General features: G+C 72.2%; 23 protein-coding genes, 1 pseudogene and 1 riboswitch. Of the genes and pseudogenes, 6 read left to right on the top strand and 18 right to left on the bottom strand.

The genetic code is table 11. The annotated features are described in order from the left end of the window. Nucleotides 1–78 precede the first annotated feature (78 nt). Complete coding sequence (locus AB0F77_RS34295; RefSeq protein WP_361955797.1) at nt 79–777, bottom strand: SDR family oxidoreductase; 699 nt, start codon at nt 775–777, stop codon at nt 79–81. Between the two features lie 7 nt (nt 778–784). Then, complete coding sequence (locus tag AB0F77_RS34290) at nt 785–1,324, bottom strand: TIGR00730 family Rossman fold protein (protein WP_361955795.1); 540 nt, start codon at nt 1,322–1,324, stop codon at nt 785–787. A gap of 72 nt (nt 1,325–1,396) precedes the next feature. Here AB0F77_RS34290 and AB0F77_RS34285 point away from each other — a divergent pair, with 72 nt between their 5' ends. Both AB0F77_RS34285 and AB0F77_RS34280 read left to right on the top strand, forming a co-directional pair. After that, nucleotides 1,397–1,720: a DUF427 domain-containing protein gene (locus AB0F77_RS34285; protein WP_361955793.1), complete on the top strand. Its 324-nt coding sequence runs from the start codon at nt 1,397–1,399 to the stop codon at nt 1,718–1,720. A gap of 37 nt (nt 1,721–1,757) precedes the next feature. Next, nucleotides 1,758–2,537 carry an alpha/beta hydrolase gene (locus tag AB0F77_RS34280; RefSeq protein ID WP_361955791.1) on the top strand — a complete coding sequence of 260 codons (780 nt, stop codon included), beginning with the start codon at nt 1,758–1,760 and terminating at the stop codon, nt 2,535–2,537. Nucleotides 2,538–2,590: 53 nt separating this feature from the next. On the opposite strand, the gene AB0F77_RS34275 is transcribed toward AB0F77_RS34280, so the two are convergent. Both AB0F77_RS34275 and mnmA read right to left on the bottom strand, forming a co-directional pair. Further along, nucleotides 2,591–3,889, bottom strand: a complete 1,299-nt coding sequence (locus tag AB0F77_RS34275) for a globin domain-containing protein (RefSeq protein WP_361955789.1) — start codon at nt 3,887–3,889, stop codon at nt 2,591–2,593. A 239-nt stretch (nt 3,890–4,128) separates the two neighbouring features. Next, a complete protein-coding gene (gene mnmA, locus AB0F77_RS34270) occupies nt 4,129–5,253 on the bottom strand; it encodes a tRNA 2-thiouridine(34) synthase MnmA (protein ID WP_361955787.1) in 1,125 nt (374 codons plus the stop codon). 60 nt (nt 5,254–5,313) lie between these two features. On the opposite strand from mnmA, the gene AB0F77_RS34265 reads away from it, so the two are divergent. Continuing rightward, nucleotides 5,314–6,033 carry an N-acetylmuramoyl-L-alanine amidase gene (locus tag AB0F77_RS34265; RefSeq protein ID WP_361955785.1) on the top strand — a complete coding sequence of 240 codons (720 nt, stop codon included), beginning with the start codon at nt 5,314–5,316 and terminating at the stop codon, nt 6,031–6,033. 87 nt (nt 6,034–6,120) lie between these two features. Here AB0F77_RS34265 and AB0F77_RS34260 read toward each other — a convergent pair whose 3' ends face one another. The 3 genes from AB0F77_RS34260 to AB0F77_RS34250 form a co-directional block, all read right to left on the bottom strand. After that, the gene (locus AB0F77_RS34260; protein ID WP_361955783.1) at nt 6,121–7,290 is read right to left on the bottom strand and encodes a cysteine desulfurase family protein; all 1,170 of its coding nucleotides are present in this window, start codon (nt 7,288–7,290) and stop codon (nt 6,121–6,123) included. A gap of 100 nt (nt 7,291–7,390) precedes the next feature. Continuing rightward, nucleotides 7,391–7,657, bottom strand: coding sequence for a DUF4190 domain-containing protein (locus AB0F77_RS34255; RefSeq protein WP_361955781.1), 267 nt, complete (start codon nt 7,655–7,657; stop codon nt 7,391–7,393). A gap of 33 nt (nt 7,658–7,690) precedes the next feature. Further along, nucleotides 7,691–7,855, bottom strand: coding sequence for a hypothetical protein (locus AB0F77_RS34250; RefSeq protein ID WP_361955779.1), 165 nt, complete (start codon nt 7,853–7,855; stop codon nt 7,691–7,693). A gap of 158 nt (nt 7,856–8,013) precedes the next feature. Between AB0F77_RS34250 and AB0F77_RS34245 the strand changes: the two genes are divergently transcribed. Further along, nucleotides 8,014–8,640, top strand: a complete 627-nt coding sequence (locus AB0F77_RS34245; protein ID WP_361955777.1) for a TetR family transcriptional regulator — start codon at nt 8,014–8,016, stop codon at nt 8,638–8,640. A gap of 24 nt (nt 8,641–8,664) precedes the next feature. Here AB0F77_RS34245 and AB0F77_RS34240 read toward each other — a convergent pair whose 3' ends face one another. Continuing rightward, complete coding sequence (locus AB0F77_RS34240) at nt 8,665–9,642, bottom strand: YafY family protein (RefSeq protein WP_361955775.1); 978 nt, start codon at nt 9,640–9,642, stop codon at nt 8,665–8,667. Between the two features lie 172 nt (nt 9,643–9,814). Between AB0F77_RS34240 and AB0F77_RS34235 the strand changes: the two are divergent. After that, nucleotides 9,815–10,413: pseudogene (locus AB0F77_RS34235) on the top strand (TIGR03086 family metal-binding protein). Nucleotides 10,414–10,464: 51 nt separating this feature from the next. On the opposite strand, the gene AB0F77_RS34230 reads toward AB0F77_RS34235, so the two are convergent. The 10 genes from AB0F77_RS34230 to AB0F77_RS34185 all read right to left on the bottom strand — a co-directional run bounded on the left by AB0F77_RS34230 (nt 10,465) and on the right by AB0F77_RS34185 (nt 21,247). Continuing rightward, entirely contained in the window at nt 10,465–11,325 is an 861-nt protein-coding gene (locus tag AB0F77_RS34230) for a thioesterase family protein (protein WP_361955773.1), read from the bottom strand. 67 nt (nt 11,326–11,392) lie between these two features. After that, nucleotides 11,393–12,049: a trimeric intracellular cation channel family protein gene (locus AB0F77_RS34225; protein WP_361955771.1), complete on the bottom strand. Its 657-nt coding sequence runs from the start codon at nt 12,047–12,049 to the stop codon at nt 11,393–11,395. 72 nt (nt 12,050–12,121) lie between these two features. After that, nucleotides 12,122–13,342 (bottom strand): dipeptide ABC transporter ATP-binding protein, encoded by a 1,221-nt coding sequence (locus tag AB0F77_RS34220; RefSeq protein WP_361955769.1) that lies wholly within the window; start codon nt 13,340–13,342, stop codon nt 12,122–12,124. 14 nt (nt 13,343–13,356) lie between these two features. Further along, a complete protein-coding gene (locus AB0F77_RS34215; protein ID WP_361955767.1) occupies nt 13,357–14,454 on the bottom strand; it encodes an ABC transporter ATP-binding protein in 1,098 nt (365 codons plus the stop codon). Further along, nucleotides 14,451–15,449, bottom strand: a complete 999-nt coding sequence (locus tag AB0F77_RS34210; protein WP_361955765.1) for an ABC transporter permease — start codon at nt 15,447–15,449, stop codon at nt 14,451–14,453. The genes AB0F77_RS34215 and AB0F77_RS34210 overlap by 4 nt, the downstream gene beginning before the upstream one ends. Nucleotides 15,450–15,559: 110 nt before the next feature. After that, on the bottom strand, nt 15,560–17,359 hold the full coding sequence (locus AB0F77_RS34205) for an ABC transporter substrate-binding protein (RefSeq protein WP_361955763.1): 1,800 nt from the start codon (nt 17,357–17,359) through the stop codon (nt 15,560–15,562). Between the two features lie 69 nt (nt 17,360–17,428). After that, complete coding sequence (locus AB0F77_RS34200; protein ID WP_361955761.1) at nt 17,429–18,436, bottom strand: ABC transporter permease; 1,008 nt, start codon at nt 18,434–18,436, stop codon at nt 17,429–17,431. 326 nt (nt 18,437–18,762) lie between these two features. After that, entirely contained in the window at nt 18,763–19,554 is a 792-nt protein-coding gene (locus AB0F77_RS34195; RefSeq protein WP_361955759.1) for an enhanced serine sensitivity protein SseB C-terminal domain-containing protein, read from the bottom strand. Nucleotides 19,555–19,720: 166 nt separating this feature from the next. Beyond that, nucleotides 19,721–20,512 carry an enhanced serine sensitivity protein SseB gene (locus AB0F77_RS34190; protein ID WP_361955757.1) on the bottom strand — a complete coding sequence of 264 codons (792 nt, stop codon included), beginning with the start codon at nt 20,510–20,512 and terminating at the stop codon, nt 19,721–19,723. A 66-nt stretch (nt 20,513–20,578) separates the two neighbouring features. After that, nucleotides 20,579–21,247, bottom strand: coding sequence for an AAA family ATPase (locus tag AB0F77_RS34185; protein ID WP_361955755.1), 669 nt, complete (start codon nt 21,245–21,247; stop codon nt 20,579–20,581). Nucleotides 21,248–21,424: 177 nt separating this feature from the next. Then, nucleotides 21,425–21,524, top strand: a riboswitch (glycine riboswitch). A 153-nt stretch (nt 21,525–21,677) separates the two neighbouring features. On the opposite strand from AB0F77_RS34185, the gene gcvT reads away from it, so the two are divergent. Beyond that, complete coding sequence (gcvT, locus tag AB0F77_RS34180) at nt 21,678–22,814, top strand: glycine cleavage system aminomethyltransferase GcvT (protein WP_361955753.1); 1,137 nt, start codon at nt 21,678–21,680, stop codon at nt 22,812–22,814. The last annotated feature ends 8 nt before the right edge of the window (nt 22,815–22,822 follow it).

Raw genomic sequence — 22,822 nt, 5'->3', positions numbered from 1 at the left:
CGCCCCCGAACCCCCGCACGGCCCGAACGGCCTCGTCCTCGAACGCCGGACGGGCCGAGTCGTGGTGCCGGTCGGCCTTCAGCGGCCCGGGCGGACCGTCAGGTCGTCGATCTCCGCGTCCCGGGGGAGGTCCAGGGCCGTCAGGATGGTCGTGGCGACCGATTCGGGGTCGATCCAGCGGGCGGGGTCGTAGTCCTTGCCCTCCTGCTGGTGGACCTTGGCCTGCATGGGGCTGGCCGTGCGGCCGGGGTAGACGGAGGTGACGCGGACGCCCGCCGCGTGCTCCTCGGCGCGCAGGGAGTCGGCGAGGGCCTTCAGACCGTGCTTGGACGCCGCGTACGCGGACCAGTCGGCGCTCGCCCGCAGTCCCGCGCCCGAGTTGACGAACAGCACGTGCCCGCGCGTGGCGCGCAGCTGGGGCAGGAACAGCCGGGTCAGCTCGGCGGGGGCGATCAGGTTGACGTTGAGCTGGTGCCGCCAGGACTTGGGGGTCAGTTCCCCGACCGGCCCGAGGTCGACGACGCCTGCGATGTGCAGCAGGGAGTCCACCCGGTCCGGCAGGGTCTGGTGGGAGAACGCCCACGACAGCCTGTCGGGGTCGGCGAGGTCCCCCACCAGCGTTCTCGCCCCGGGGAACTCCGCCGTCAGTTCCTTGGCGCGGCCCGCGGCCCGCGCGTGGAGGACGAGTTCGTCACCGCGCGCGTGCAGCCGGCGGGCCACGGCCGCGCCGATGCCGGAGCCCGCCCCGGTGATCACATGAGTAGCCATGACGGCCATGCTCGCATCACCGCATGCCGAGGCTCTCCTCCAGGTAGGCCAGTGCGCCGACCGGCTCCTCGGCGAAGAACACCAGCTCACCGAGCGGCCTCGGCAGGAACCCCTCGGCCTCCATGCGCCGGAACTGCTCCTTGAGGCCGTCGTAGAAGCCCGCGGAGTTGAGCAGGACCACGGGCTTGTCGGTGTGCCCGTGCTTCTTGAGTTCGAGGATCTCGGTGGCCTCGTCGAGCGTCCCGGTGCCGCCCACCATGATCACCACGCCGTCGGCCTTCTCCAGCAGCAGCCGCTTGCGCTCGGCGAGGTCCGCGGCGACGACCATCTCGTCCGCGTCGGGCCGCGCCTTGGCCTGGAGGAACGTGACGGAGACGCCCACCAGCCGGCCGCCCGCCTCCTGCACCCCGTCGGCGACGACCTTCATCAGGCCGACGTCGGAGCCTCCCCAGACCAGGGTGTGACCGCCCTTGCCGAGGAGTTCCGCGAACTCGCGCGCGGGGCGCGTGTAACGGACGTCGAGGTCGGCGGCGGAGAGGAAGACACAGATGTTCATGCGCCTCACCGTACGCGGGAAGAACCGGGCGCCCGCGAGCGCTCCTGTGGGGAGACCGAAGGAGACGTGATTATGGCCGACGGACACACCATCACCATCGAGCGGGGCGAGCGGCACGTGCGCGTGGTGCACGGGGACCAGGTGCTCGCCGAGTCGGACCGCCCCCTCGTGCTGCGCGAGACGGGCTCGCCCGTGCGGTACTACATCCCGGCCGAGGACGTGCGCCTCGACCTGCTCACCCCGTCCGACACCCACACGATCTGCCCGTTCAAGGGCACGGCGTCCTACTGGTCGCTGCCGAACGCGCCGGACCTCGTGTGGGCGTACCCGGAGCCCAAGGAGGGCGTCGAACAGATCAAGGACCACCTCTGCTTCTACGAAGTGGAAGTGTCGTGACCGATTAATCCCGTGCCCGGTGGCAGTCTGCTCAGGCATGGACAGGCAGATCATCTCGCGCGACGGCACACCGATCGCGTACACACGCGGCGGGCGGGGCCCGGCGGTCGTCCTGGTGAGCGGTGCCATGTCGACGGGCGGCACGCTGGCCCCGCTCGCGGCCCGGCTCGCGGACCGCTGCACGGTGGTCCCGTTCGACCGCCGGGGCCGCGGCGCGAGCGGTGACACACCGCCGTACGCGGTGGCGCGGGAGGTCGAGGACCTGGCCGCGCTCATCGAGGTGGTGGGCGGCACGGCGTCGCTCTACGGCGTGTCCTCGGGCGGCGCGCTGGTGCTGGAGGCGGTGGCGAGCGGACTGCCCGTCGAGCGGGCGGCCGTCTACGAGACGCCGTACGCCGACCACGGGGGCGGTGTGCCGGAGCGCGTCGAGTACAGCGAGCGGCTGGCGCGGGCGCTCGGCGAGGGGCGGCGCGGGGACGCCGTGGAGCTGTTCCTGCGGCTGACCGGGCTGGCCGAGGAGATGATCCAGGGTGCCCGCCGCTCCCCCATGTGGGCCGGGATGGAGGAGATCGCGCCCAGCCTCGCCCACGACGACGCGGTGATGGCCGGCGGTCTGGTGCCCCGGGAGCGGATCGCGTCGATCGGCGTGCCGGTGCTGGCGATCGCGGGCGGCGCGAGCCCGGCGTGGCTGCGGGCGGCGGTCCGGGACGTCGCCGACGTGGCGCCGCGGGGCACGTACACCGTCCTGGAGGACCAGACCCACATGGTGGACCCCGACGTCCTCGCACCGGTCCTGGCGGAGTTCTTCACGGCCTAGGGGACCGCGCCGCTCCCACGCGCGGGGTCGTCCCGGGTCGCCCGCGTGTGGGGTCACCCCAGGTCGGCGCGGACGGTCTCCCGGCCGGGGGCGCCGGTCCGCCACGGCTGCGGCGCGAGGGGGACGGCCTCGGTCACGGGGTCGTGGTGGATGCGCCCTGGCGGCAGGCCGAGGGCGGTCAGCCGGTGCACGGCGGTGGTGACCAGGGCGGGCGGGCCGCTCACGTACACGTCGCGCGTGCCCCGGGCCGCGGCGGCGCGGGTCATCGCCTCGACCAGCGCGGACGGCCCGGCGACCGGCGGGCCGTCGTCGACGACGGTGACCGCCCTCAGCCAGGGGTGACGATTCTCCAGCCGGGTCAGCGCGGGGGCGTCGTACACGTCGTCCGCGCTGCGGGCGCCGAGGTACAGGTGGACGGAGCAGCCCGGAGCGCGCCGTGCGGCCAGGTCCTCGACGAGTGCCCGCGCGGTGGCCCAGCCGGTGCCGGCCGCGACGATCAGCACGTCGCGGGTGAGCGGGTCGTCGAGCGTCATGGCGCCCTGCGCGGGTCCGAGCCGCAGGGTGTCGCCCACGCCGGTGCGGGTCACCAGCGCGTCGCTCACGCCGTCGGGGCCGGTGCGCCGGACGTGGAACTCCAGCTCGCCGTCGCGGCCCGGTGGGGCGACCACCGTGTAGGGCCGCCAGGTGTGCGGCAGCAGCGGGGTCTGGAGGGTCGCGTACTGGCCGGGGCGGTACGGATACGGCTCGGAGGGGCGCACCCGCAGCACGGCGAGGTCCTGGCGGCGGCGCTGGTGGTCGGTGACCGTGCCGCTCCAGTACGCCGGTTCGGCCAGCGCCTCGCGGGCGCCCTCCGCCATGGTGTCGGCGGCGAGGCGGATCATGCGCAGCCACGCCTGCTCCGCCTCCTGGTCGAGCGGGCCCGCCGCGGACCGCCGCAGCGCCTCGGTGAGGGCGTCGGCGAACAGCTCGTAGTGCACGGGCAGCACCCCGAGTTTGCGGTGGTCGCGCCCCAGGCGGGCACAGAAGGCGGTGAGTTCGTCGGGGTGGTCCAGGTGCTCGATCAGGAACCAGAACGCGCGCTCCAGCCGGCTGCGCTGGAAGTCCATCGACGCGGGGAACAACTGCCGCAGATACGGGTGCCGTTGGAACAGGACGTCGTAGAGCCGCCCGATGAGCGCGTCGAAGGGCGTGACGCGGGCGAGGCCGCGGGTGATCAGCTCCTGGTCCGCCGCGGTGTCCTGGGCGCGGGGCCGGCCGGGGGCGTGCGCCGCGCGTGGGGCGGGTGACAGCAGCCGGTCCCGCAGGCGCATGGCCTCCCGGCGGGCGAGCAGGGCGTGGTAGTCGTCGCTCACGGGCGCGCCTCCCCCACGCGGGTGGGGTTCCCGCCGCCCCGCGCGCGGAGGGTCGGGGCCGGGGTCGGTGGGGCTGGGCGGGGCGTCACGGCGGTGTCCTGTCGGCTCTGCGGCGGTGTCCGCGCCGCCGCCGGTCCGGGCGGGGCGCCTCGGCATCACACCACCGTCGGCGGTCCGCGGGCGGCGGCCGAACGGCCCCGCCCCCGGGGCCGTTCGCCCCTTTCGCTCGCCCGTGGGGGCTACGCGACCGCGGCCGTCGCCCGCTCGGTCGTCGCGATGGTCGCCGAGCCGACCACGCGGGTGCCGTCGTAGAGGACGACGGCCTGGCCGGGGGCGACGCCGCGGACCGGCTCGGTGAAGCGCACGCGCAGTTCGCCGTCGACCGGTTCCGCGGTGACCCGGGTCTCGCCGCCGTGGGCACGCAGCTGGGCCGTGTACGTGCCGGGGCCGGTGGGGGCGGTGCCGCACCAGCGGGGCTTGATCGCGGTGAGGGCGACGACGTCCAGGGCGGCGGCCGGGCCGACCGTGACCGTGTTGTCCACCGGGGAGATGTCGAGGACGTAGCGCGGCTTGCCGTCGGCGGCCGGGGTGCCGATGCGCAGGCCCTTGCGCTGGCCGATCGTGAAGCCGTACGCCCCCTCGTGCGTGCCCACCTTGGTGCCGGACTCGTCGACGATGTCGCCCTCGGCCCGGCCGAGGCGCCGCGCGAGGAAGCCCTGGGTGTCGCCGTCGGCGATGAAGCAGATGTCGTGCGAGTCGGGCTTGCGCGCGACGGCGAGGCCGCGGCGCTCGGCCTCGGCGCGGATCTCGTCCTTGGTGGTCACGGTGTCGCCGAGCGGGAACAGGGCGTGGGCGAGCTGCCGCTCGTCGAGGACACCGAGGACGTACGACTGGTCCTTCGCCATGTCGGAGGCGCGGTGCAGCTCGCGGGTGCCGTCGCGACCCATGACCACCTGCGCGTAGTGGCCGGTGCAGACGGCGTCGAAGCCGAGGGCGAGCGCCTTGTCCAGGAGGGCGGCGAACTTGATCTTCTCGTTGCAGCGCAGGCACGGGTTGGGGGTGCGCCCGGCCTCGTACTCGGCGACGAAGTCCTCGACGACGTCCTCGCGGAAGCGGTCGGCGAGGTCCCAGACGTAGAACGGGATGCCGATGACGTCGGCGGCGCGGCGCGCGTCGCGGGAGTCCTCGATGGTGCAGCAGCCCCGCGCGCCGGTGCGGAAGGACTGCGGGTTCGCGGAGAGCGCGAGGTGGACGCCGGTGACGTCGTGCCCGGCTTCCGCGGCGCGGGCGGCGGCGACGGCGGAGTCGACTCCGCCGGACATGGCGGCGAGGACGCGGAGGGGGCGCTGCGGGGTCTCAGTCATAACCCTTCCAGGGTACGGGGCGGCGGGAACCAGGGCCCGCGGGTATCCGTTGACGATCACATGGGGGACACTCAGGCCGACGCGAAGCGCGGCGACTCGGACCGCCGGCTGGGGCGGCGCGCCCTGCTCGTGGGCGGCGTCGTGGCCGCGGTGGGCACGGCGGCGCTGGCCCGCGAGGAGCTGGACCGGCTGTGGTGGCGGCTGCCGGGCGTGGAGCGGCCACGGGTGGCGGGCGCGGTGGACTTCCGTGGCGCGCGCTGGATCGCGGCGTCCCCGGCGAACTACCGGCGGGCGGACCGGCCGGACGACTACCGGATCGACCGGGTGGTCGTCCATGTCACCCAGGGCGGCTACGACAGCGCGGTGAAGGTGTTCCAGGACCCGGGGCACGGGGCGGCGGCGCACTACATCGTGCGGCAGGACGGGCGGGTCACCCAGCTGATCCGCGAGCTGGACGTGGCGTTCCACGCGGGCAACCGGGAGTACAACGAGCGCAGCGTCGGCATCGAGCACGTCGGCTTCGTGGAGAAGGCGTCGTCGTTCACGGACGCGATGTACGCGGCGTCGGCGCGGCTGACGGCGGCGATATGCAAGCGGTACGGCATACCGGTCGACCGGGAGCACGTCATCGGCCACTCCCAGGTGCCGGGCACGGACCACACGGACCCGGGGCCCCACTGGGACTGGGACCGGTACATGAGGCTGGTGCGGGAGGCCCGTGCCGGCCTCGACCGGCCCGCACCGCAGGAGACCCGGGCCGACGCCCCGAAGGGGACGTGAACCGGCGCTCCCCGGTGGAGCGTTGAACCGGCGCCTCGGAGCGGGGGCGAGCCCGGCGGCGCCCCGGTTTCGGGCGGGCGCCCCGGCTCAGGTGAGGCCGGCCGCGCGGGCCCGTTCGACGGCGGGGCCGATCGCCTTGGCGACCGCTTCCACGTCCGCCCTGGTCGAGGTGTGGCCCAGGGAGAAGCGGAGGGTGCCGCGGGCCAGGTCCGGGTCGGTGCCGGTGGCCAGCAGGACGTGGCTGGGCTGGGCGATGCCGGCGGTGCAGGCGGAGCCGGTGGAGCACTCGATGCCCTGGGCGTCCAGCAGGAGCAGCAGGGAGTCGCCCTCGCAGCCGGGGAAGGTGAAGTGGGCGTTGGCGGGCAGCCGGCCCTCGGGCGCGGGGTCGCCGCCGAGGATCGCGTCGGGCACGGCCGCGCGGACGGCGTCGGTCAACTCGTCGCGCAGGGCGCCGATCTCGCGGGCGAACCAGGCCCGGCGCTCGGTGGAGACGCGGGCGGCGACGGCGAAGGAGGCGACGGCCGGCACGTCCAGGGTGCCGGAGCGCACGTGCCGTTCCTGGCCGCCGCCGTGCAGCACGGGCACGGGGGTGTGCTCCCGGCCGAGGACGAGCGCGCCGATGCCGTAGGGGCCGCCGATCTTGTGACCGGAGACGGTCATCGCGGCGAGCCCCGACGCGGCGAAGTCGACGGGGACCTGTCCCGTGGCCTGCACCGCGTCGGAGTGCAGCGGTACACCGAACTCGGCGGCGACGTCGGCCAGTTCACGCACCGGCATGATCGTGCCGATCTCGTTGTTGGCCCACATGACGGTGGCGAGGGCGACGTCGTCGGGGTTACGGGCGATGGCCTCGCGCAGGACCTCCGGGCGGACGCGGCCGTGGGCGTCGACGGGCAGGTACTCGACGGTGGCGCCCTCGTGCTCGCCGAGCCAGTGGACGGCGTCGAGCACGGCGTGGTGCTCGACGGGGCTGCTGAGGACGCGGGTGCGGGCGGGGTCGGCGTCGTGCCGGGACCAGTACAGGCCCTTCACGGCGAGGTTGTCGGCCTCGGTGCCGCCGGCCGTGAAGACGATCTCGCTGGGCCGGGCGCCCAGTGCCTCGGCGACGGTCTCCCGGGCTTCCTCGACCGTGCGGCGGGCCCGGCGGCCGGATGCGTGCAGGGAGGACGCGTTGCCGGTGACGCTCAGCAGGGCGGTCAGAGCCTCTGCCGCCTCGGGAAGCATCGGGGTGGTCGCGGCGTGATCGAGGTAAGCCATGATGGGCCCGATTCTACGGCGCCCCGTTTCCGTGGTCGGCTCCGGCCGGGTGCCTTCCCGCCGCGGCCGGATCGGGGGCCGCGGCGGGGCGTTCGTACCGTCAGAAGCTCCACGACACCGTGTGGTCCGCCTGTACGAAGGCCAGCAGGACCACGAGGTCGGCGACGCCCAGGGTGAGGCCCAGCAGGGCGCGGCCCGGGCGGGTGGTGCCGCGCCGGAGGGCGACGCCGGCCAGGACCATGGCGAAGGGGCCGAGGAAGAGGTTCAGGACGAGAAGGCCGAGCAGGCCGAGGACGAAGGACGCGACGGCCATGCCGTCGGCGTCGCGCGTGCCGGTGCGGCGGGTGGCCGCTGCGGTGAGCTGCATGGTGTCGGCTCCCTGTGGTGGGCGGTCGCGGGGTCAGTCCGTGGACGCGGCGTGCCGGCGGTGGCGCTCGCGCAGGGCGAAGACGCCGAGCCAGACGGCGATGACGGCGGCGGCGAGGGCGGTGAACGGCAGCGGCGCGTGGGCGACGGTGCCGATCACGACACCGAACAGCAGGAGCGCGGCGACGATGAACAGCATGGGCGGTGGCCCCCCTCCGGGACACTCGGACGAGATGTCGGCGATCGGATGCGGTGAACTCTGCGGTGAACTCTTTCGGTAACAACTGTTCACTGACCGACGAGTCTAACGCGGGCGTCGGGTTTGCAATCCCGGAGAACAGTTGTTAACTGGATGACATGAGTCACACTCTTGGCGTCCGCGAGGCACAGAAGCGGAAGACCAGGCAGGCGCTCCTGGACGCGGCGCTCGCGCTGCTGGAGGAGCAGAGCCTGAGCAGCCTGGGCCTGCGCGAGGTCACCCGGGCCGTCGGAGTCGCCCCGACCGCCTTCTACCGGCACTTCCGCTCCACCGCCGACCTGGGCGTGGCCCTGGTCGACGAGGCACTGGACGGACTGCACCCGATGGTCGGCGCGACGGTGTCCTCTGACGGCGACGCCGAGGCGCGCATCGCCCGCGCCGTCGGGCTGATCGCCCGTCATGTGGCCGAGCACCCCGCCCACGTCCGGTTCGTCGCGCGCGAGCGGCACGGCGGGGTGCAGCCGGTGCGGGAGGCCATCCGCGCCCAGCTGGACCGGTTCGCCGAGGAGGTGCGGGCCGAGCTGGCCGAGGACCCGGAGTCGGCGGGCTGGAGCGACGACGACCTGCTGATGCTGGCGCACGTCTACGTCGACCAGATGCTCGTCACCGCGTCGCTGTTCCTGGAGGCCCTGGAGGGGTCGGAGGAGGAGCGCGAACACGTCACCCGGATCGCGGCCCGCCGACTGCGCCTGATCAACACGGGTCGCCGCCACTGGCTGGACTGACCCCGCCGCCGCCCCGGCCGGCCCTCACTCCGGGCCGGCCCCCGGCTCGCCGTACAGCCGCGCGACCGAGCGGACCGCCGCCATGATCTCCTCGCGCACCTCCGGCGGGCCCACCACCTCCACCTGGTCGGAGAACGCGAGGAGCTGGCGGGTCGCGCGCAGGACGGGGTAGGCCGTCCTGGCGGTCACCCAGGCGCTCTCGCCGTCGTCCTCGTCCACGTCGACGAGGGACGCGGCGGCCATCCGCCGGAACATGTCGAGCCGTTCGCGCCGCACCCGCACCGTGACCTCGATCCCCCCGCCGCCCTCCTCGACCTGGCGGCGCAACACCTCCCAGACGTCGGCCAGTTCGACACCCGGACGCCGCCGTACCGGATCGGCGAGCAGCCGGGCCGAGCACACCCGGTCGGCCCGGAACAGCCGGGGCTTCCCGCGCCGGTCGGCGACCAGGTACCAGACGCCCGCCTTGGCGACCAGGCCGTACGGATCGACGGTGTACGTCCGCGGCTCCCGTTCCCCGCTGTGCCGGTAGCGCAGTCCGAGGCGCCGGTCGGCGAACACCGCCTCCTGGAGCGTCTCCAGGTCGGCCGTCGCCCCCGGGCCGCCCTTCCAGCGGGTGGCGTCGACGAGGATGCGGCGGCTGGTGACCTCGGCGGCCGGGCGGTACGGAGCGGGCAGGGCGGCCATCACCTTGCGCAGCGCCGAGCCGAGCGCCGCGTCCAGGCCGAGCGCGGCGTGCGCGCCCTGCGCGGCGAGGACGAACAGCGCCCGGGACTCGTCGGCCGTCAGCCCCGTGACGTCCGTGCGGAACCCGGCGAGCAGTTCGATCCCGCCGTGCCGGCCACGTTCGGCGTACACCGGCACACCGGAGGCGGACAGGGCCTCGACGTCGCGGTAGACGGTGCGCACCGACACCTCAAGCCGCTCGGCGAGTTCCCGCGCGGGGACCCGGCCCCGGGTCTGGAGGAGCAGCAGGATCGACAGCAGCCGGTCGGACTTCACGGCGCCCAGGATCCCGCCCGGCCGGGCGTCCGGCAAATGTTGACGGGATCTGTCAGGTTATCCGCGGATGCTCGGTCCACGGACGCACGGAAGGACACCGGCGCACGACGGGACACCGCCGTGCGCCGGGCCGGACGTGCGAGAAGGCACCGACTCACCGGAGGACACCGACATGACCACCGCTTCCCCCGACCCGCGCCCCGTCTACACCCGCGCCACCGAGCAGGCCGCCGCGCTCATCGGGACCGTGCGGCCCGAGCAACTGGCCTCCCCCACCCCCTGTACCGAGTTCGACGTGCGCGCCCTGCTGAGTCACATCGTCGGCGGCAGCCGGCGGATCGCGGTGGTCGGCGAGGGCGGTGACGGGGCCGCGGTGCGGCCGGTCGCCGAGGGCGTCGCCGACGACGGCTGGTCCGCGGCCTACGAGGACGCCAGGGCCCGGGTCATCAGGGCGTGGGAGAGCGACGAGCGGATGGCGACGCCGGTCCGTGTGCCATGGGGCGAGGTCCCGGGGAGCGGGGCACTGTCCGGCTATGTGATGGAGCTGGTCACCCACACCTGGGACCTGTCCGAGGCGCTCGGCCGGCCGCGTGCACTCGACCCGGAACTGGCCGAGTCGCCCTCGCCACCGCGCGCGCCACGCTTCCGCCGTCCCGGCCGAGGGACGAGAACGTCCCGTTCGCACCGGCCGTCGAGCCCTCCGGGGACGCCGACGCCTACGGCCGCCTCGCGGCCTGGCTGGGCCGCACGCCGCTCACGTCCCGGGCGTGACCCCGCTCGCCCGCCCGCCGGTCGTGCCCCGGAACCCCACCGGCCCCGTGATCAGGGCAGTCGGACGCGGGCGAGCTGGCGGGACTGGGCCACGAGGCGGTCGTTCGTGTCCCAGATCTCGGCGTCCTCCTCCAGGAAGCCGCCGGCCAGGTTGCGCGTGGTGATCGACACCCGCAGCGGGCCGGGCGCCGGGCGCTGCCGCACGTGGACCGTCAGCTCGACCGTGGGCACCCAGCCGGACAGGCCGAGCTCGAAGGCGGTGGGCGGCAGGGTGTCCACGGCGAGGAGCAGGGAGAGCGGGTCGGCGTCCCGTCCGTCCGCGAGGCCGAACCAGGCACGCATCTCGCCCCTGCCGGACGGCGCCCCCAGCGCCCAGCCGAGGGTGGCCGGGTCGAGCCTGAGCCTCAGCCGGTCGGCGAGGGGGGAGCTGCCGGCGAGCGGGGAGGGACCGTCCTCGGGGCCGAAGCACCGTGCCGGCGGGGGCAGCTCGGGCGGTACGGCGGTCGTGCGGACGTCGTCGGGGAGGGCGGTGAGGTCGCCGTAGGAGGCGAGGACGCGGATGCGTTCGACCTCGCGGCCCTGCTCGTCGTACTGGAGGAGGGACGCCTGGCCGGTGGAGAGGGTACGGCCGGTGCGCACGGTCTCGGTACGGACGACCGCCGGGCCCGGCCGGGAGGCGGTCAGGTAGTGCGCGGAGATCGTGAACGGGTCCGGGTGCGGCAGCGTGTCCGCGAGGGCCCGGCCGAGGACGGCCAGCAGATAACCGCCGTTGACCGCGTCGAAGACGGTCCACCCGGCGGAGAGGTCGATGTCGTGGACGCCGGGCTCGCGGCGGGTGACCGCCGTGTCGCGGTCGAACTCGCTGTCGCCGATCGTGGCGCGGCGGTCGGGGACGGTGGCTGCTTGGGGCATGGATGAACCGTACAACATCACATTACTAAGCAGTAGCTTTGGCCTGAGTGAGATGCGCCCCGGACAGTCATTCCTCCGTCACCGTCGAGCGGCGGTTCCACGCGCGCGGCGCCCGCCAGTGGAACCGCATCGCCAGCAGCCGCAGCACGAAGGCGGTGACGACCGCCACCCCGCTGGTCAGCGGGGTCAGCGCGTCGTAGCGGATGCAGACCACCACGATGAGGGCGCCGACGATCGCCGGGACCGCGTACAGGTCGCGGTCCCAGCGCAGCAGCGAAGGCACCTCGTTGGCGAGGACGTCGCGCAGCACACCGCCGCCGACGGCGGTGGCGAGGCCGAGGGCCGCGGACGCGGTGAGGTTGAGGCCGTAGGCGTACGCCTTCGTCGTGCCCGTGACGCAGAACAGGCCGAGGCCGGCCGCGTCGAAGACGTTCACGCCGACCTGGATGCGCTCCACCTGAGGGTGCAGGAAGAAGACCAGGAGGGCGGCGAACAGCGGGGTGACGAAGTACCCGTGGTCCGTGAAGGCCGCCGGGGGCACGGCGCCGATGACCAGGTCGCGGAAGAGCCCTCCGCCCAGCGCGGTGACCTCGGCGAGGACGGCGATGCCGAAGACGTCGAAGTTCTTGCGCACGGCCAGCAGGGCGCCTGAGATGGCGAACACGAAGATGCCGACGACATCGAGGGTGTGCTGGACGGATGGACTGAAGAATTGCTGGAACACCCACATATTCTCACCCAACAACGAACCCCCGCCTTACATTGCAAGGCGGGGGCTCGTCTCAGGCTTGGTGTTCTACTTGTTGTCGGCCTCGGGCGCGTTGTCCTCAGGAGCGTCGGTCGCCTCGACGGCCTCCGTCGCCGCGACCTCCGCGGCCACCGCCGCCGACGTCTCGGCAGACTCCGCGAGGACCTCGTCGGCGACCAGCTCGGCCGCCTCCTTGGCCGCGGTCAGCAGCACCGTGTCCTGCGGGGCCTGGTCGGCGAAGTTCTCCGGGTGGTGGCAGGCCACGCGCTGACCGGGCTTGAGCTCCAGGAGCTGCGGCTCGGTCGTCCGGCAGATCTCCGTCGCCTTCCAGCACCGGGTGTGGAAGCGGCAGCCGCTCGGCGGGGCGATCGGCGAGGGGACGTCGCCCTTGAGCAGGATGCGCTCGCTCTTGGCGTTCTTCCGCCTCGGGTCCGGGATCGGCACCGCCGACATCAGCGCCTTGGTGTACGGGTGCATCGGCGCCTTGTAGAGCGACTCGCGGTCGGCCAGCTCGACGATCTTGCCGAGGTACATCACCGCGATCCGGTCCGAGACGTGCCGCACCACGGACAGGTCGTGCGCGATGATCACGTACGTCAGGCCCAGCTCCTGCTGGAGGTCGTCCAGCAGGTTGACGACCTGCGCCTGGATCGACACGTCAAGGGCCGACACCGGCTCGTCCGCCACGACCAGCTTCGGGTTGAGCGCGAGCGCGCGGGCGATGCCGATGCGCTGGCGCTGACCGCCGGAGAACTCGTGCGGGTAGCGGTTGTAGTGCTCGGGGTTGAGACCCACGACCGACAGCAGCCGCTGCACTTCCTTCTTGACGCCGCCCTCGGGCTCGACGCCCTGGAGCCGGAAGGGAGCACCGATGATCGTGCCGATGGTGTGCCGCGGGTTCAGCGACGAGTACGGGTCCTGGAAGATCATCTGCACGTCGCGGCGCAGCGGACGCATGCCGCTCACCCCGAGGTGCGTGATGTCCCGGCCCTCGAACTCGACCGTGCCGGCCGTCGGTTCGAGCAGCCGCGTGATCAGCCGGCCCATGGTCGACTTGCCGCAGCCCGACTCGCCCACGACGCCGAGGGTCTCACCGGCCTTGACCTCGAAGTCCAGGCCGTCGACCGCGCGGACCGCACCGACCTGCCGCTGGAGCAGGCCCTTGCGGATCGGGAAGTGCTTCTTGAGCCCCGTCACCTTCAGCAGGGTCTCGCCGGGGGCGGCGTCCTTGGCGAGGACGGCACCGCCGCTCTGCGCGGGGATGGTCACTGCTTTTTCGTCGCTCACAGCTTCGGCGCAATCTCTTCGGTCCAGATACGCTCCCGCTGCTCCTGCGTCATGTGGCAGGCGGCCCAGTGCTGGCTGCCGACCTCGGTCAGCTCGGGGCGGACCGTGCGGGTGACGTTGTCCTTGGGGACGTCGGCGTACGGGCAGCGCGGGTTGAAGGCACAGCCGGACGGCACGTTGATCAGCGAGGGCGGGGAGCCCTTCACCGGGATCAGGCGCTCCTGCTGGTCGCGGTCGAGCCGCGGCATCGAGCCGAGCAGGCCCCAGGTGTAGGGGTGGCGGGGCTCGTAGAACACCTTGTCGGCCGGACCGCGCTCGACGCAGCGGCCGCCGTACATCACCAGGAGGTCGTCGGCCAGTTCGGCGACGACGCCCAGGTCGTGGGTGATGATGATGACCGCGGAGCCGAACTCCTTCTGGAGATCGCGGATGAGGTCGAGGATCTGCGCCTGGACGGTCACGTCGAGGGCGGTCGTCGGCTCGTCGGCGATGAGCAGTTCGGGGTTGTTGACCAGCGACATGGCGATCATCGCGCGCTGGCGCATACCGCCGGAGAACTCGTGCGGGTAGCTGTCCACCCGCTTGTCCGGCTGCGGGATGCCCACGCGGTCGAGCATCTCGACCGCCCGCTTGCGGGCGGTCTTCTTGTCGACGTCGTGGTGGACGCGGTACGCCTCCACGATCTGCTGGCCGATCGTGTAGTACGGGTGCAGCGCCGACAGCGGGTCCTGGAAGATCATCGCCATCCGGCGGCCGCGCAGCTTGCGCACCTCGTCCGGGTCGGCGGACAGCAGCTCGGTGCCGTCCAGCCAGATCTCGCCGGAGATCTGGGCCTTGCGCTTGCCGTACTGGCCGGCGGTGTGCAGGCCCATGATGCCGAGCGAGGTCACCGACTTGCCGGAGCCGGACTCGCCCACGATGCCGAGGGTCTTGCCCTTCTCCAGCGTGAAGCTGAGCCCGTCGACGGACTTGACGAGGCCGTCGTCCGTCGGGAAGTGCACCTTCAGGTCGCGCACGTCCAGGAAGGTGGACGGCGCGGGCGAGGCGGAGGTGGGCTCGCCCACGGCTGCTCCGGTCTTGCTGAGTTCAGTCATGACAGCCTCACTCGGGGGTCGATCACGGCGTACAGGATGTCCACCACGAGGTTGGCGATCAGCACCGCGAGGGAAGTGATCAGGGTGACGCCCAGGATGATCGGCAGGTCCTGGTTCTTGATGGCGCTGAGCACCGCCTGTCCGAGGCCGGGCAGGTTGAACGTCGACTCCGTCAGGATCGCGCCGCCGATGAGGGCGCCGAGGTCCATGCCGAGCATGGTCAGGATGGGCGTCATCGTCGAGCGCATGGCGTGCTTGCCGATGACGGTGCCCTCCTTGAGGCCCTTCGCGCGCGCCGTGCGGATGTAGTCCTCACCGAGGATCTCCATCATGGTCGCGCGGGTGATCCGGGCGTACATCGCGGCGTAGAGGAACGCGAGGGTGATCCAGGGCAGGATCATGGCGCCGAACCAGCCGGAGAAGCTGTCGTCCAGCGGCACGTACTTCGCGTCGATCCATTTCAGCCCGAAGGCGAAGATCGCCAGGGAGAGCATGCCGGTGAAGTAGATGGGGAGGGAGACACCCGACAGCGCGACGACCATCGCGCCGCGGTCCCAGATGCTGCCGCGCTTGAGCGCGGACAGGACACCCGCCGCCACGCCGAAGACCAGCCACAGCACGGCGGCACCGAGCGCGAGACCCAGGGTCACCGGGAAGCGGTCGGTGAGCACCGGCCACACGGCCTGCTCGCTGCGGAAGGAGTAGCCGAAGCACGGCGCGGCACAGTGCGTGACGTCACCGCCGGCCGCGTACGTGCGGCCCGCGAAGATGCCCTTGAAGAACTCCCAGACCTGAGCGTAGATCGGGTCGTTGAGTCCGAGCTTCACCCGCACCGCTTCGACGGCGGCAGGGTCGGCCTGCTTGCCCACGAAGCTCGTGGCGATGTCCACCCCCGCCCACTTGGGGATGAGGAAGAAGATGCCGAAGACCACCATGATGATGACCACGAGCATCACTGCGGCGGCGAACAACCGCCTGATGAGGTAAGCGAGCACAGCTCTCGGCCCGTCGCGGACCGCGGGCCACCGGAGGTCTTCCGGTGGCCCGCGCTCACACGTCGCCGGCCTTCACCTGCCTTTCGTGCCGTTCGGCGGGTGTGCCGGGTTTACTTCGCGGACTTCAGGCCGAGGTTGACGAAGTCGTACATCCCGCTGTAGCCGTCGGTGGTGTACACGTTCGCCAGGTTGTCCCCGCGCCAGTTGATGAACTTCTCGAAGGTGAAGGGCAGGTAGTAGCCGCCCTCCATGACCTTGTGGTTGATCTCAGTGGCGATCTTGGTCTTGCCGGCGTCGTCGAGCGTGTTGACGTAGTCGTCGAACAGGCCGTCGATCGCCTTGTCCTTGATCAGCGCGTAGTTGTTGTTACCGCTCTGCGCGATGTACTTGCTGTCCCACAGCGGCAGACCGAAGCCCTGCACGGACGGGAAGTCCGGGCCCCAGCCCATGATGATGATGCCGTAGCCCTTCTTCTGCACGTTCGAGGGGCTGCCGATGATGCCGGTGGTCTGCGAGCCGTCGTACTGGTCGATCTGCGCGGTGATGCCGATCTTCTTCAGCGACGCCTGGAGCGACTGGGCGGTGGCCACCTCGACCGGCTTGTTGTTGCGGACCGCGATGGTGGTCGAGAAGCCGTTCGGCTTGCCGCAGGCCTTCAGGGCCGCCTTGGCCTTGGCCTCGTCGCCGTTCTTGCCGGCACCGGCCAGCGCGAACGGGTCGTACTTCTGGCCCTCGGAGCCCGGGACGGACGGCGGGAGCATGTTGGTGCCGATGTCACCACCGGCGACCGGGCCGCCACGAGCGGTCTGGAGCGACACGTGGTCGGCGCCGTAGATGACGGCCTTGCGGCACTCGATGTTGTCGAACGGCTTGACGCTCTGCGGGAAGACCGCGTAGCGGATGTAGCCGGACACCGGGTTGTCCAGGTTGCCCTTGTGCTCCTTCAGGGCGGTGGTGCGGCCCTGCGGGGACATGCCGGTCTGGTTGATGTCCAGGTCCAGGTCACCGTTGAGCAGACGCTGGTCGAGCTGGTTGGCGTCCGAGAAGAACTGAACGGTGATCTTGTCCGGGTAGGCCTTGCGGATCGGGTCCGAGGCCTGCTTCCACTGGTCGTTGCGGACCAGCGTCAGGTCCTTGTTCGGGCTGTACGACTGGAACTTGTACGGGCCCGAGGAGAACGGGTGCAGACCGTACTTGGACTTGGTGTCCTTGTCCTGGCGGACCGGGGACGCCGAGACCAGGGCCAGCATCTCCTCGAAGTCCGAGTTGGCCTTCGGGAGGTGGAAGACGATGGTCTTGTCGTCGGGCGTGTCGATCGCCTTCAGACCGAGCTTGTCCTTCGAGGTGTCCTTGTAGGGGCCCTTGTACTCACCCTTGGGGTCGAGGACGTCCTTCAGGTACGTCGGACCGCCGGACAGCACGTCCTGCGCCCAGACGCGCTCGATGCCGTACTTGACGTCCTTGGACGTGATCGCCTTGCCGTCCTCCCACGTCACGCCGTCCCGCAGCGTGTACGTGTAGGTCTTGCCGTCGTCGGTGACCTTGGCGAGACCGGTGGCGAGGTCGGGGGCGAGCTGGGCGCCGGCCTTACCGGGCTCCGTCTTGTTCGTGACGAGCTGGCGGCTGTAGTACCGCGCGAAGTTCCACATGAAGCCGTAGTAACCGCGCGTGGTGTCCCACGAGTCGGCGTCCTGGGCCCCACCGAAGCGCAGCGTGCCGCCCTTCTTGGCCAGGTCCGCCTGGGCGACCTTGTTGTTGGCGGCGTCGAAGCCGGCGGCGCCGGTCTTCGAACCGTTGTCGCCGTCACCGCTGTCACTGCCGCCGCACGCTGCCGTGGTCAGCAGCGCAGCGACCGCGGCAGCAGCGGCCAACGCCTGCTTACGCCGCCCTGAGGTGCGTTGGGTAGTCACGATCTCGGATCCTCCGGATTAGATGAGAGACCCCGTGTTGGTGCCACGGGACGCTTGGGGTGCAGCGGCTCAGCGGGAGCCCTTCGGGTCGAGCGCGTCTCGCACGCCGTCGCCGAAGAGGTTGAACGCAAGAACGGTGATGAAGATCGCGACACCCGGGACGACCATGTACATCGGGTCCGACTCGAAGTAGTCGATCGCGCTCGACAGCATCTGTCCCCAGGAGGCCGTGGGCGGCTTCACGCCCACGCCCAGGAAGCTGAGTGCCGCCTCGGTGAGGATGTTCGTGGGGATCATCATGGTCGTGTACACGATGATCGGGGCGACCAGGTTGGGGAGCAGTTCCCTGAACAGGATGTACAGGCGCCCGGCGCCCAGGGAGCGGGCGGCCTCGACGTACTCGCGCTCGCGCATCGAGAGGGTCTGGCCGCGCACCACACGTCCGATGTAGGGCCAGCCGAAGAAGCCGATCACCACGATCATCACGAACACCCGCACGCTGGAACCGGTCAGGCCGAGCAGGTTGTTCGGCATGACGGAGACCAGGGCGATGGTGAACAGCAACTGCGGGAAGGCCAGGAGGCCGTCCATGACGCGGCTGATGAGCGCGTCCACCCAGCCGCCGAAGAAGCCCGCCAGGATGCCCAGGACGACGCCCAGGACCACCGCGACGACGGCGGACAGGAAGCCGACCAGCAGGGAGATCTGAGCGCCGTAGAGGACGCGCGCGAAGATGTCGCGCCCGTTGACGGGCTCCACGCCGAGCAGGTGGTCGCCGCTGATGCCGCCGAGGGACCCCGTGGGGGTGCCGAACAGCGGGTCGATCAGGTTCTCGTGGTAGGCGTCCGGGTCCTGCCCGACCAGGTTGGTGATCACGGGCGCGAGCAGCGCGACCAGGATGAGGAGGAGCACGACGATGCCGCCCGTGAGGGCGAGCTTGTCCCGCTTCAGGCGCTCCCAGGCGATCCGGCCCAGGGAACGTCCCTGTACGGCCTTCGCCGCGGCGCTCGCCACCGCCGCTTCCTCGGCCGCGCTCGGGGCCGCTTCCGCGGTCGGCTCGTGCAATGGTGCCGTCATCTGGCAGGGACCCCTCTCAACCGGCGGTAGCCGGCCCGCACTTGCCGCGGTAGCGGCGTGATCAGTCCGTAGTACACAGGGGCTAAAGACCCCTGGTGCGGGAGTCTTCAACGCTTCGGCGATCTGTTGCCAGACTTGACGGCGAATGGATGCGCAAACGTGATGCTGTCAGGAGGGTTCCGTTATCCGGACAGTGGGTAACGGGGGCCGGACGGGGCACAGGGTGGCGAATGGGGCGGAGTTGGTCGTTCCACCTCGCTCTACGCGCGAAGAAACGTTCGCCTCTGTCCACTGACCGGACGGTCGCCGACGCGTCGGCCGGAGGGTCAGTACCGTCCCTGGACCGGCGGATACCCGTACCCCGCCGCCGGGGACTGGACCGGGGCCGTGGCATGGGACTCGCGGTCGTAGAACGGACGGGCGCCCGCGCGCATCCACATCACGACCGGGTCGTGGTCGTCGGTCATCGCGACCGTCGAGACCGGCAGCCCGTCCGGCACCACGCCGACCGACTGCTGCATCATCGCGCGGACCGAGTCGACCGCCTGCGGCGAGGTGTCGTACACGTCCAGCCCGATGGCGAGGTACGGCGCTCCGAGCGCGGGCTGGACCCAGGCGCGGCGCAGCGAGCGGACCACGGGCGTGCGGTGGGCGTTCTGCGCGAGCAGGGCGTAGAACTGGGGGATCTCGATGGCAGGCTCGGACAGCCGCAGCGGGCCGGCCGGCTGGCGGTCCAGGCCGGTCGCGATCCGGCGCAGGTCGAGCCAGGGGACGCCCACTCCGCCGCCCGGGGCGTGCGGATTGAGCCAGAGGCCGTAGCGGTCCGGATAGAGGGTGCGGGCGACGTCGATGCCCTCGACCACCTCGTAGGAACGGTTCCAGCCGCTGGCGGAGAGCTCCTGGGCCGAGGTGACGCACGGCGCGTAGCCGTAGCCGTCGATCTCCATGTTCCCGTACTGGGCGTCCGGGGAGCCGGCCTGGCCGTGCCACAGGAGCATCCAGACCTGGCCAGAACCGGGGGTCGCTAGGGCGCGCAGCAGCGCCTCGTACGCGTCGTAGCGCCCGGGCGTGACCTGGCGCAGCATGTGTTCGACGCCGGCGCTGCGGCTCGCGCTCACGTGTGGTACCGCCCCTCGATGAGTCACCCCGTGTCGGGGGACAGCTTATGCGCCCACCGGCCGTGGCCCCTCGGCCGCGGCCGGAAGGGGCGCGGGGAACCGCGCGGCCGACCGTGCCGGGCCCGCGCACCGAGGAGGGCCCGTCGCGGCCCTCCCGGCGGGGTCCTCAGTGGCCGTGCTGGTGGAAGGGGCGGACGTTCTCCCGCATCCAGTGGGCGACCGGGTCGTCCGCGACGTCCAGCAGGACCAGGTTGACCGGCCAGGGCACGGGGACCGCGCCGAGCGCCTTGCCCAGGGCGTCCAGGGGCAGGGCCCGCAGGTCGCCCTCCCACTGGGAGAGTTCGACGCCGATGAACAGCACCGGCTCCGCCGTCTCGATCGCGGCGAGGCAGCGGCGGGCCGTGGCGACCACGCCCGTCGCGGCGAACTCGGCCGCGGCGGCGGAGAGGAAGTCGACCGGGTCGTCCTGCCAGTCGGGCTCGAAGAGGCGGACCCGGCCGCCGACCGCCGGGCCGTCGAGCGGGGTGCTGCCCGCGCGGCAGATCTCGGCGACGGCCTCCGGCGGCAGCGGCACCCCGACCACGCCGCCGGGGTTGACGGCCAGTCCGACCTGCGGGGGCAGCCCGCGGGCGAACTCGACGGCGGGGGCGATGGTGAACGAGAGGTGGGCGCCGACGACCTGGCGGTACTGCTCCTCGGAGCTGAACACCGGGACGTACGCCTGGCCGTCGATGTCCACCGTGGGCAGGTCCAGCGAGCCGCTGTCCGGGCCGCCCCCGGAGGGCAGGGGTATCCAGACGAAGCTGCGGCCCAGGACCTCGATGATGCGGCCGCCGGCCGAGGGCACGCCGAGGGACGCCGAGAGGACCTCCTCCAGTTCGTTGCCGGGCCATCCGCCGTGCGGCTGGGGGTGTGCCTGTGCCGGGAAGTCAGCGGGGATGTCCGCCGGGAAGTCCATGTGCCTACCGCCTGCTGGGAACCACGGGTCTGGCTGAAAAGGCTAGCGGGTGCCGCCGACAGTGCCTCACTCCCCGAATCCGATCCGGTGCAGCACGTCGGCGGCGTCCCGGTCGAGCAGCACCGCCGAACCGCAGCCCTCGGGCAGCCGCCCCCGCTCCACCGAGCGCAGGAGGCGGCCGGCGGCCGTGCGGTGGCGCAGGAACGCGTAGCGGGAGACGCCCCGGCCGCGCTCGCGCTGCCCGGCGAGCGCGGTGTCCGCGCCGACGTCCAGGAACAGCAGGTGCAGGGTGCCGCCGCGGCGCCGGGCCTCGCGGGTCAGCCAGCCGCGCACCCAGCGCTGGGTGCCGCAGTCGTGCACGACGACGCCCTCACCGGAGCGCAGGGCGCGGCGCAGCCCGGCGTAGTGGGCCAGCCGGACCAAGGGGCGGTAAAGCGCGTAGGGCACGAACCGCGGGAGGCGGTGCTCCCAGCGGTCGCGGGTGTCCTGGGAGTCGACGCGCCGGCCCTCGACCGCGCGGTGCATCAGGGTCGACTTGCCGCTGCCCGGAAGGCCGGTGACGACCACCAGGTCGCGGGGTCCGAACAGCAGCTCGCGTGTGCTGTGTCCCGCGCGCTCGCGCAGGTCGCGGACGACGGGGGCCGGGAACTCGGCCCAGCGCGCGCGGGTCGGTGCTGCGGGGCGCTTCGGCAGCGCTAGGCCCGTGGTCGTGGCGTACGCCGTGGTCCTGTTCACCGTGATCGTCCTCCCCTGGGGCTCGGAGATCCCCTGCCCGTCGAGTGTAAAGAGAAGGTAATGCCCGGTGTCTCTGGTTTCGTCCGCGTACTGCCACAGCTCGGTCACGGAAAGTGGGGCCTGCCGCCCGCGCGCCGGGCGTGCGATGATGTGCGCGCCAACTGCATATCGGCCGTTTGAATCCGCGCGGGAGAGTCCCCGGCCGCACGCCGACCGGGGCGCCGAAGGAGCAAGTCCCTCCCTTGAATCTCTCAGGCCCCGTTACCGCGCGGGCGAGGCACATCTGAAAAGCGGGCCGCTGCGACAGCGGCCCCACCCAAGGTGCAAGTCCTGACCCGCCCGTGTCGGCGGTCATGGCGAACCTCTCAGGTCCCGATGACAGATGGGGAGGAACGACCTCGCCCGTCCTTTCCTGGGAGACGACCGTCCGATGAGCAGCACCGAATCCGCAGCATCCCCCGGAGTCCGCCGCACCGCGCTCGACGCGCTGCACCGTTCGCTCGGCGCGACGATGACCGACTTCGCCGGCTGGGACATGCCCCTGCGCTACGGCTCCGAGCGTGACGAGCACGTCGCCGTGCGGACCCGGGCCGGTCTCTTCGACCTGTCGCACATGGGCGAGATCACGGTCACCGGCGCGCAGGCCGCCGCGCTGCTGGGTTACGCCCTGGTCGGCGACATCGCCTCCGTCGCCGTGGGCCGGGCCCGCTACACGATGATCTGCCGGGCCGACGGCGGCATCCTGGACGACCTGATCGTCTACCGCCTGGCCGAGACCGAGTACATGGTCGTGGCCAACGCCTCCAACGCCCAGGTGGTCCTGGACGCACTCGTCGAACGCGCCGCGGGCTTCGACGCCGAGGTGCGCGACGACCGCGACGCCTACGCGCTGCTCGCCGTCCAGGGCCCCGAGTCCCCGGCGATCCTCGCGTCGCTCACGGACGCCGACCTGGACGGCCTGAAGTACTACGCGGGTCTGCCCGGCACCGTCGCCGGCGTCCCCGCGCTGATCGCGCGGACCGGCTACACCGGCGAGGACGGCTTCGAGCTGTTCGTGGCGCCGGAGCACGCCGTCGAGCTGTGGCACGCGCTGACCAAGGCGGGCGAGGCCGCCGGCCTCGTGCCCTGCGGGCTGTCCTGCCGCGACACGCTGCGCCTGGAGGCGGGCATGCCGCTGTACGGGCACGAGCTGACCACCGCCCTGACCCCGTTCGACGCGGGGCTCGGCCGGGTCGTGAAGTTCGGCAAGGAGGGCGACTTCGTGGGCCGCGAGGCGCTGACCGAGGCCGCCTCCCGCGCGGAGACCGACCCGCCGCGCGTCCTGGTCGGCCTGGTCGCCGAGGGCCGCCGGGTGCCGCGCGCCGGGTACCCGGTCGTCGCGGGCGGGGCGGTGGTCGGCGAGGTCACCTCGGGCGCCCCCTCCCCCACGCTGGGCCGGCCCATCGCCATGGCGTACGTCGACGCGGCGCACGCGGCGCCGGGCACGGCCGGCGTCGGCGTCGACATCCGGGGCAGCCACGAGCCCTACGAGGTCGTGGCGCTGCCCTTCTACAAGCGCCGCAAGTAGAACCGTAG

Source organism: Streptomyces sp. NPDC026672 (assembly GCF_040638185.1).
Classification (GTDB): domain Bacteria; phylum Actinomycetota; class Actinomycetes; order Streptomycetales; family Streptomycetaceae; genus Streptomyces.
This window is presented reverse-complemented; position numbering and strand designations above follow the sequence as displayed.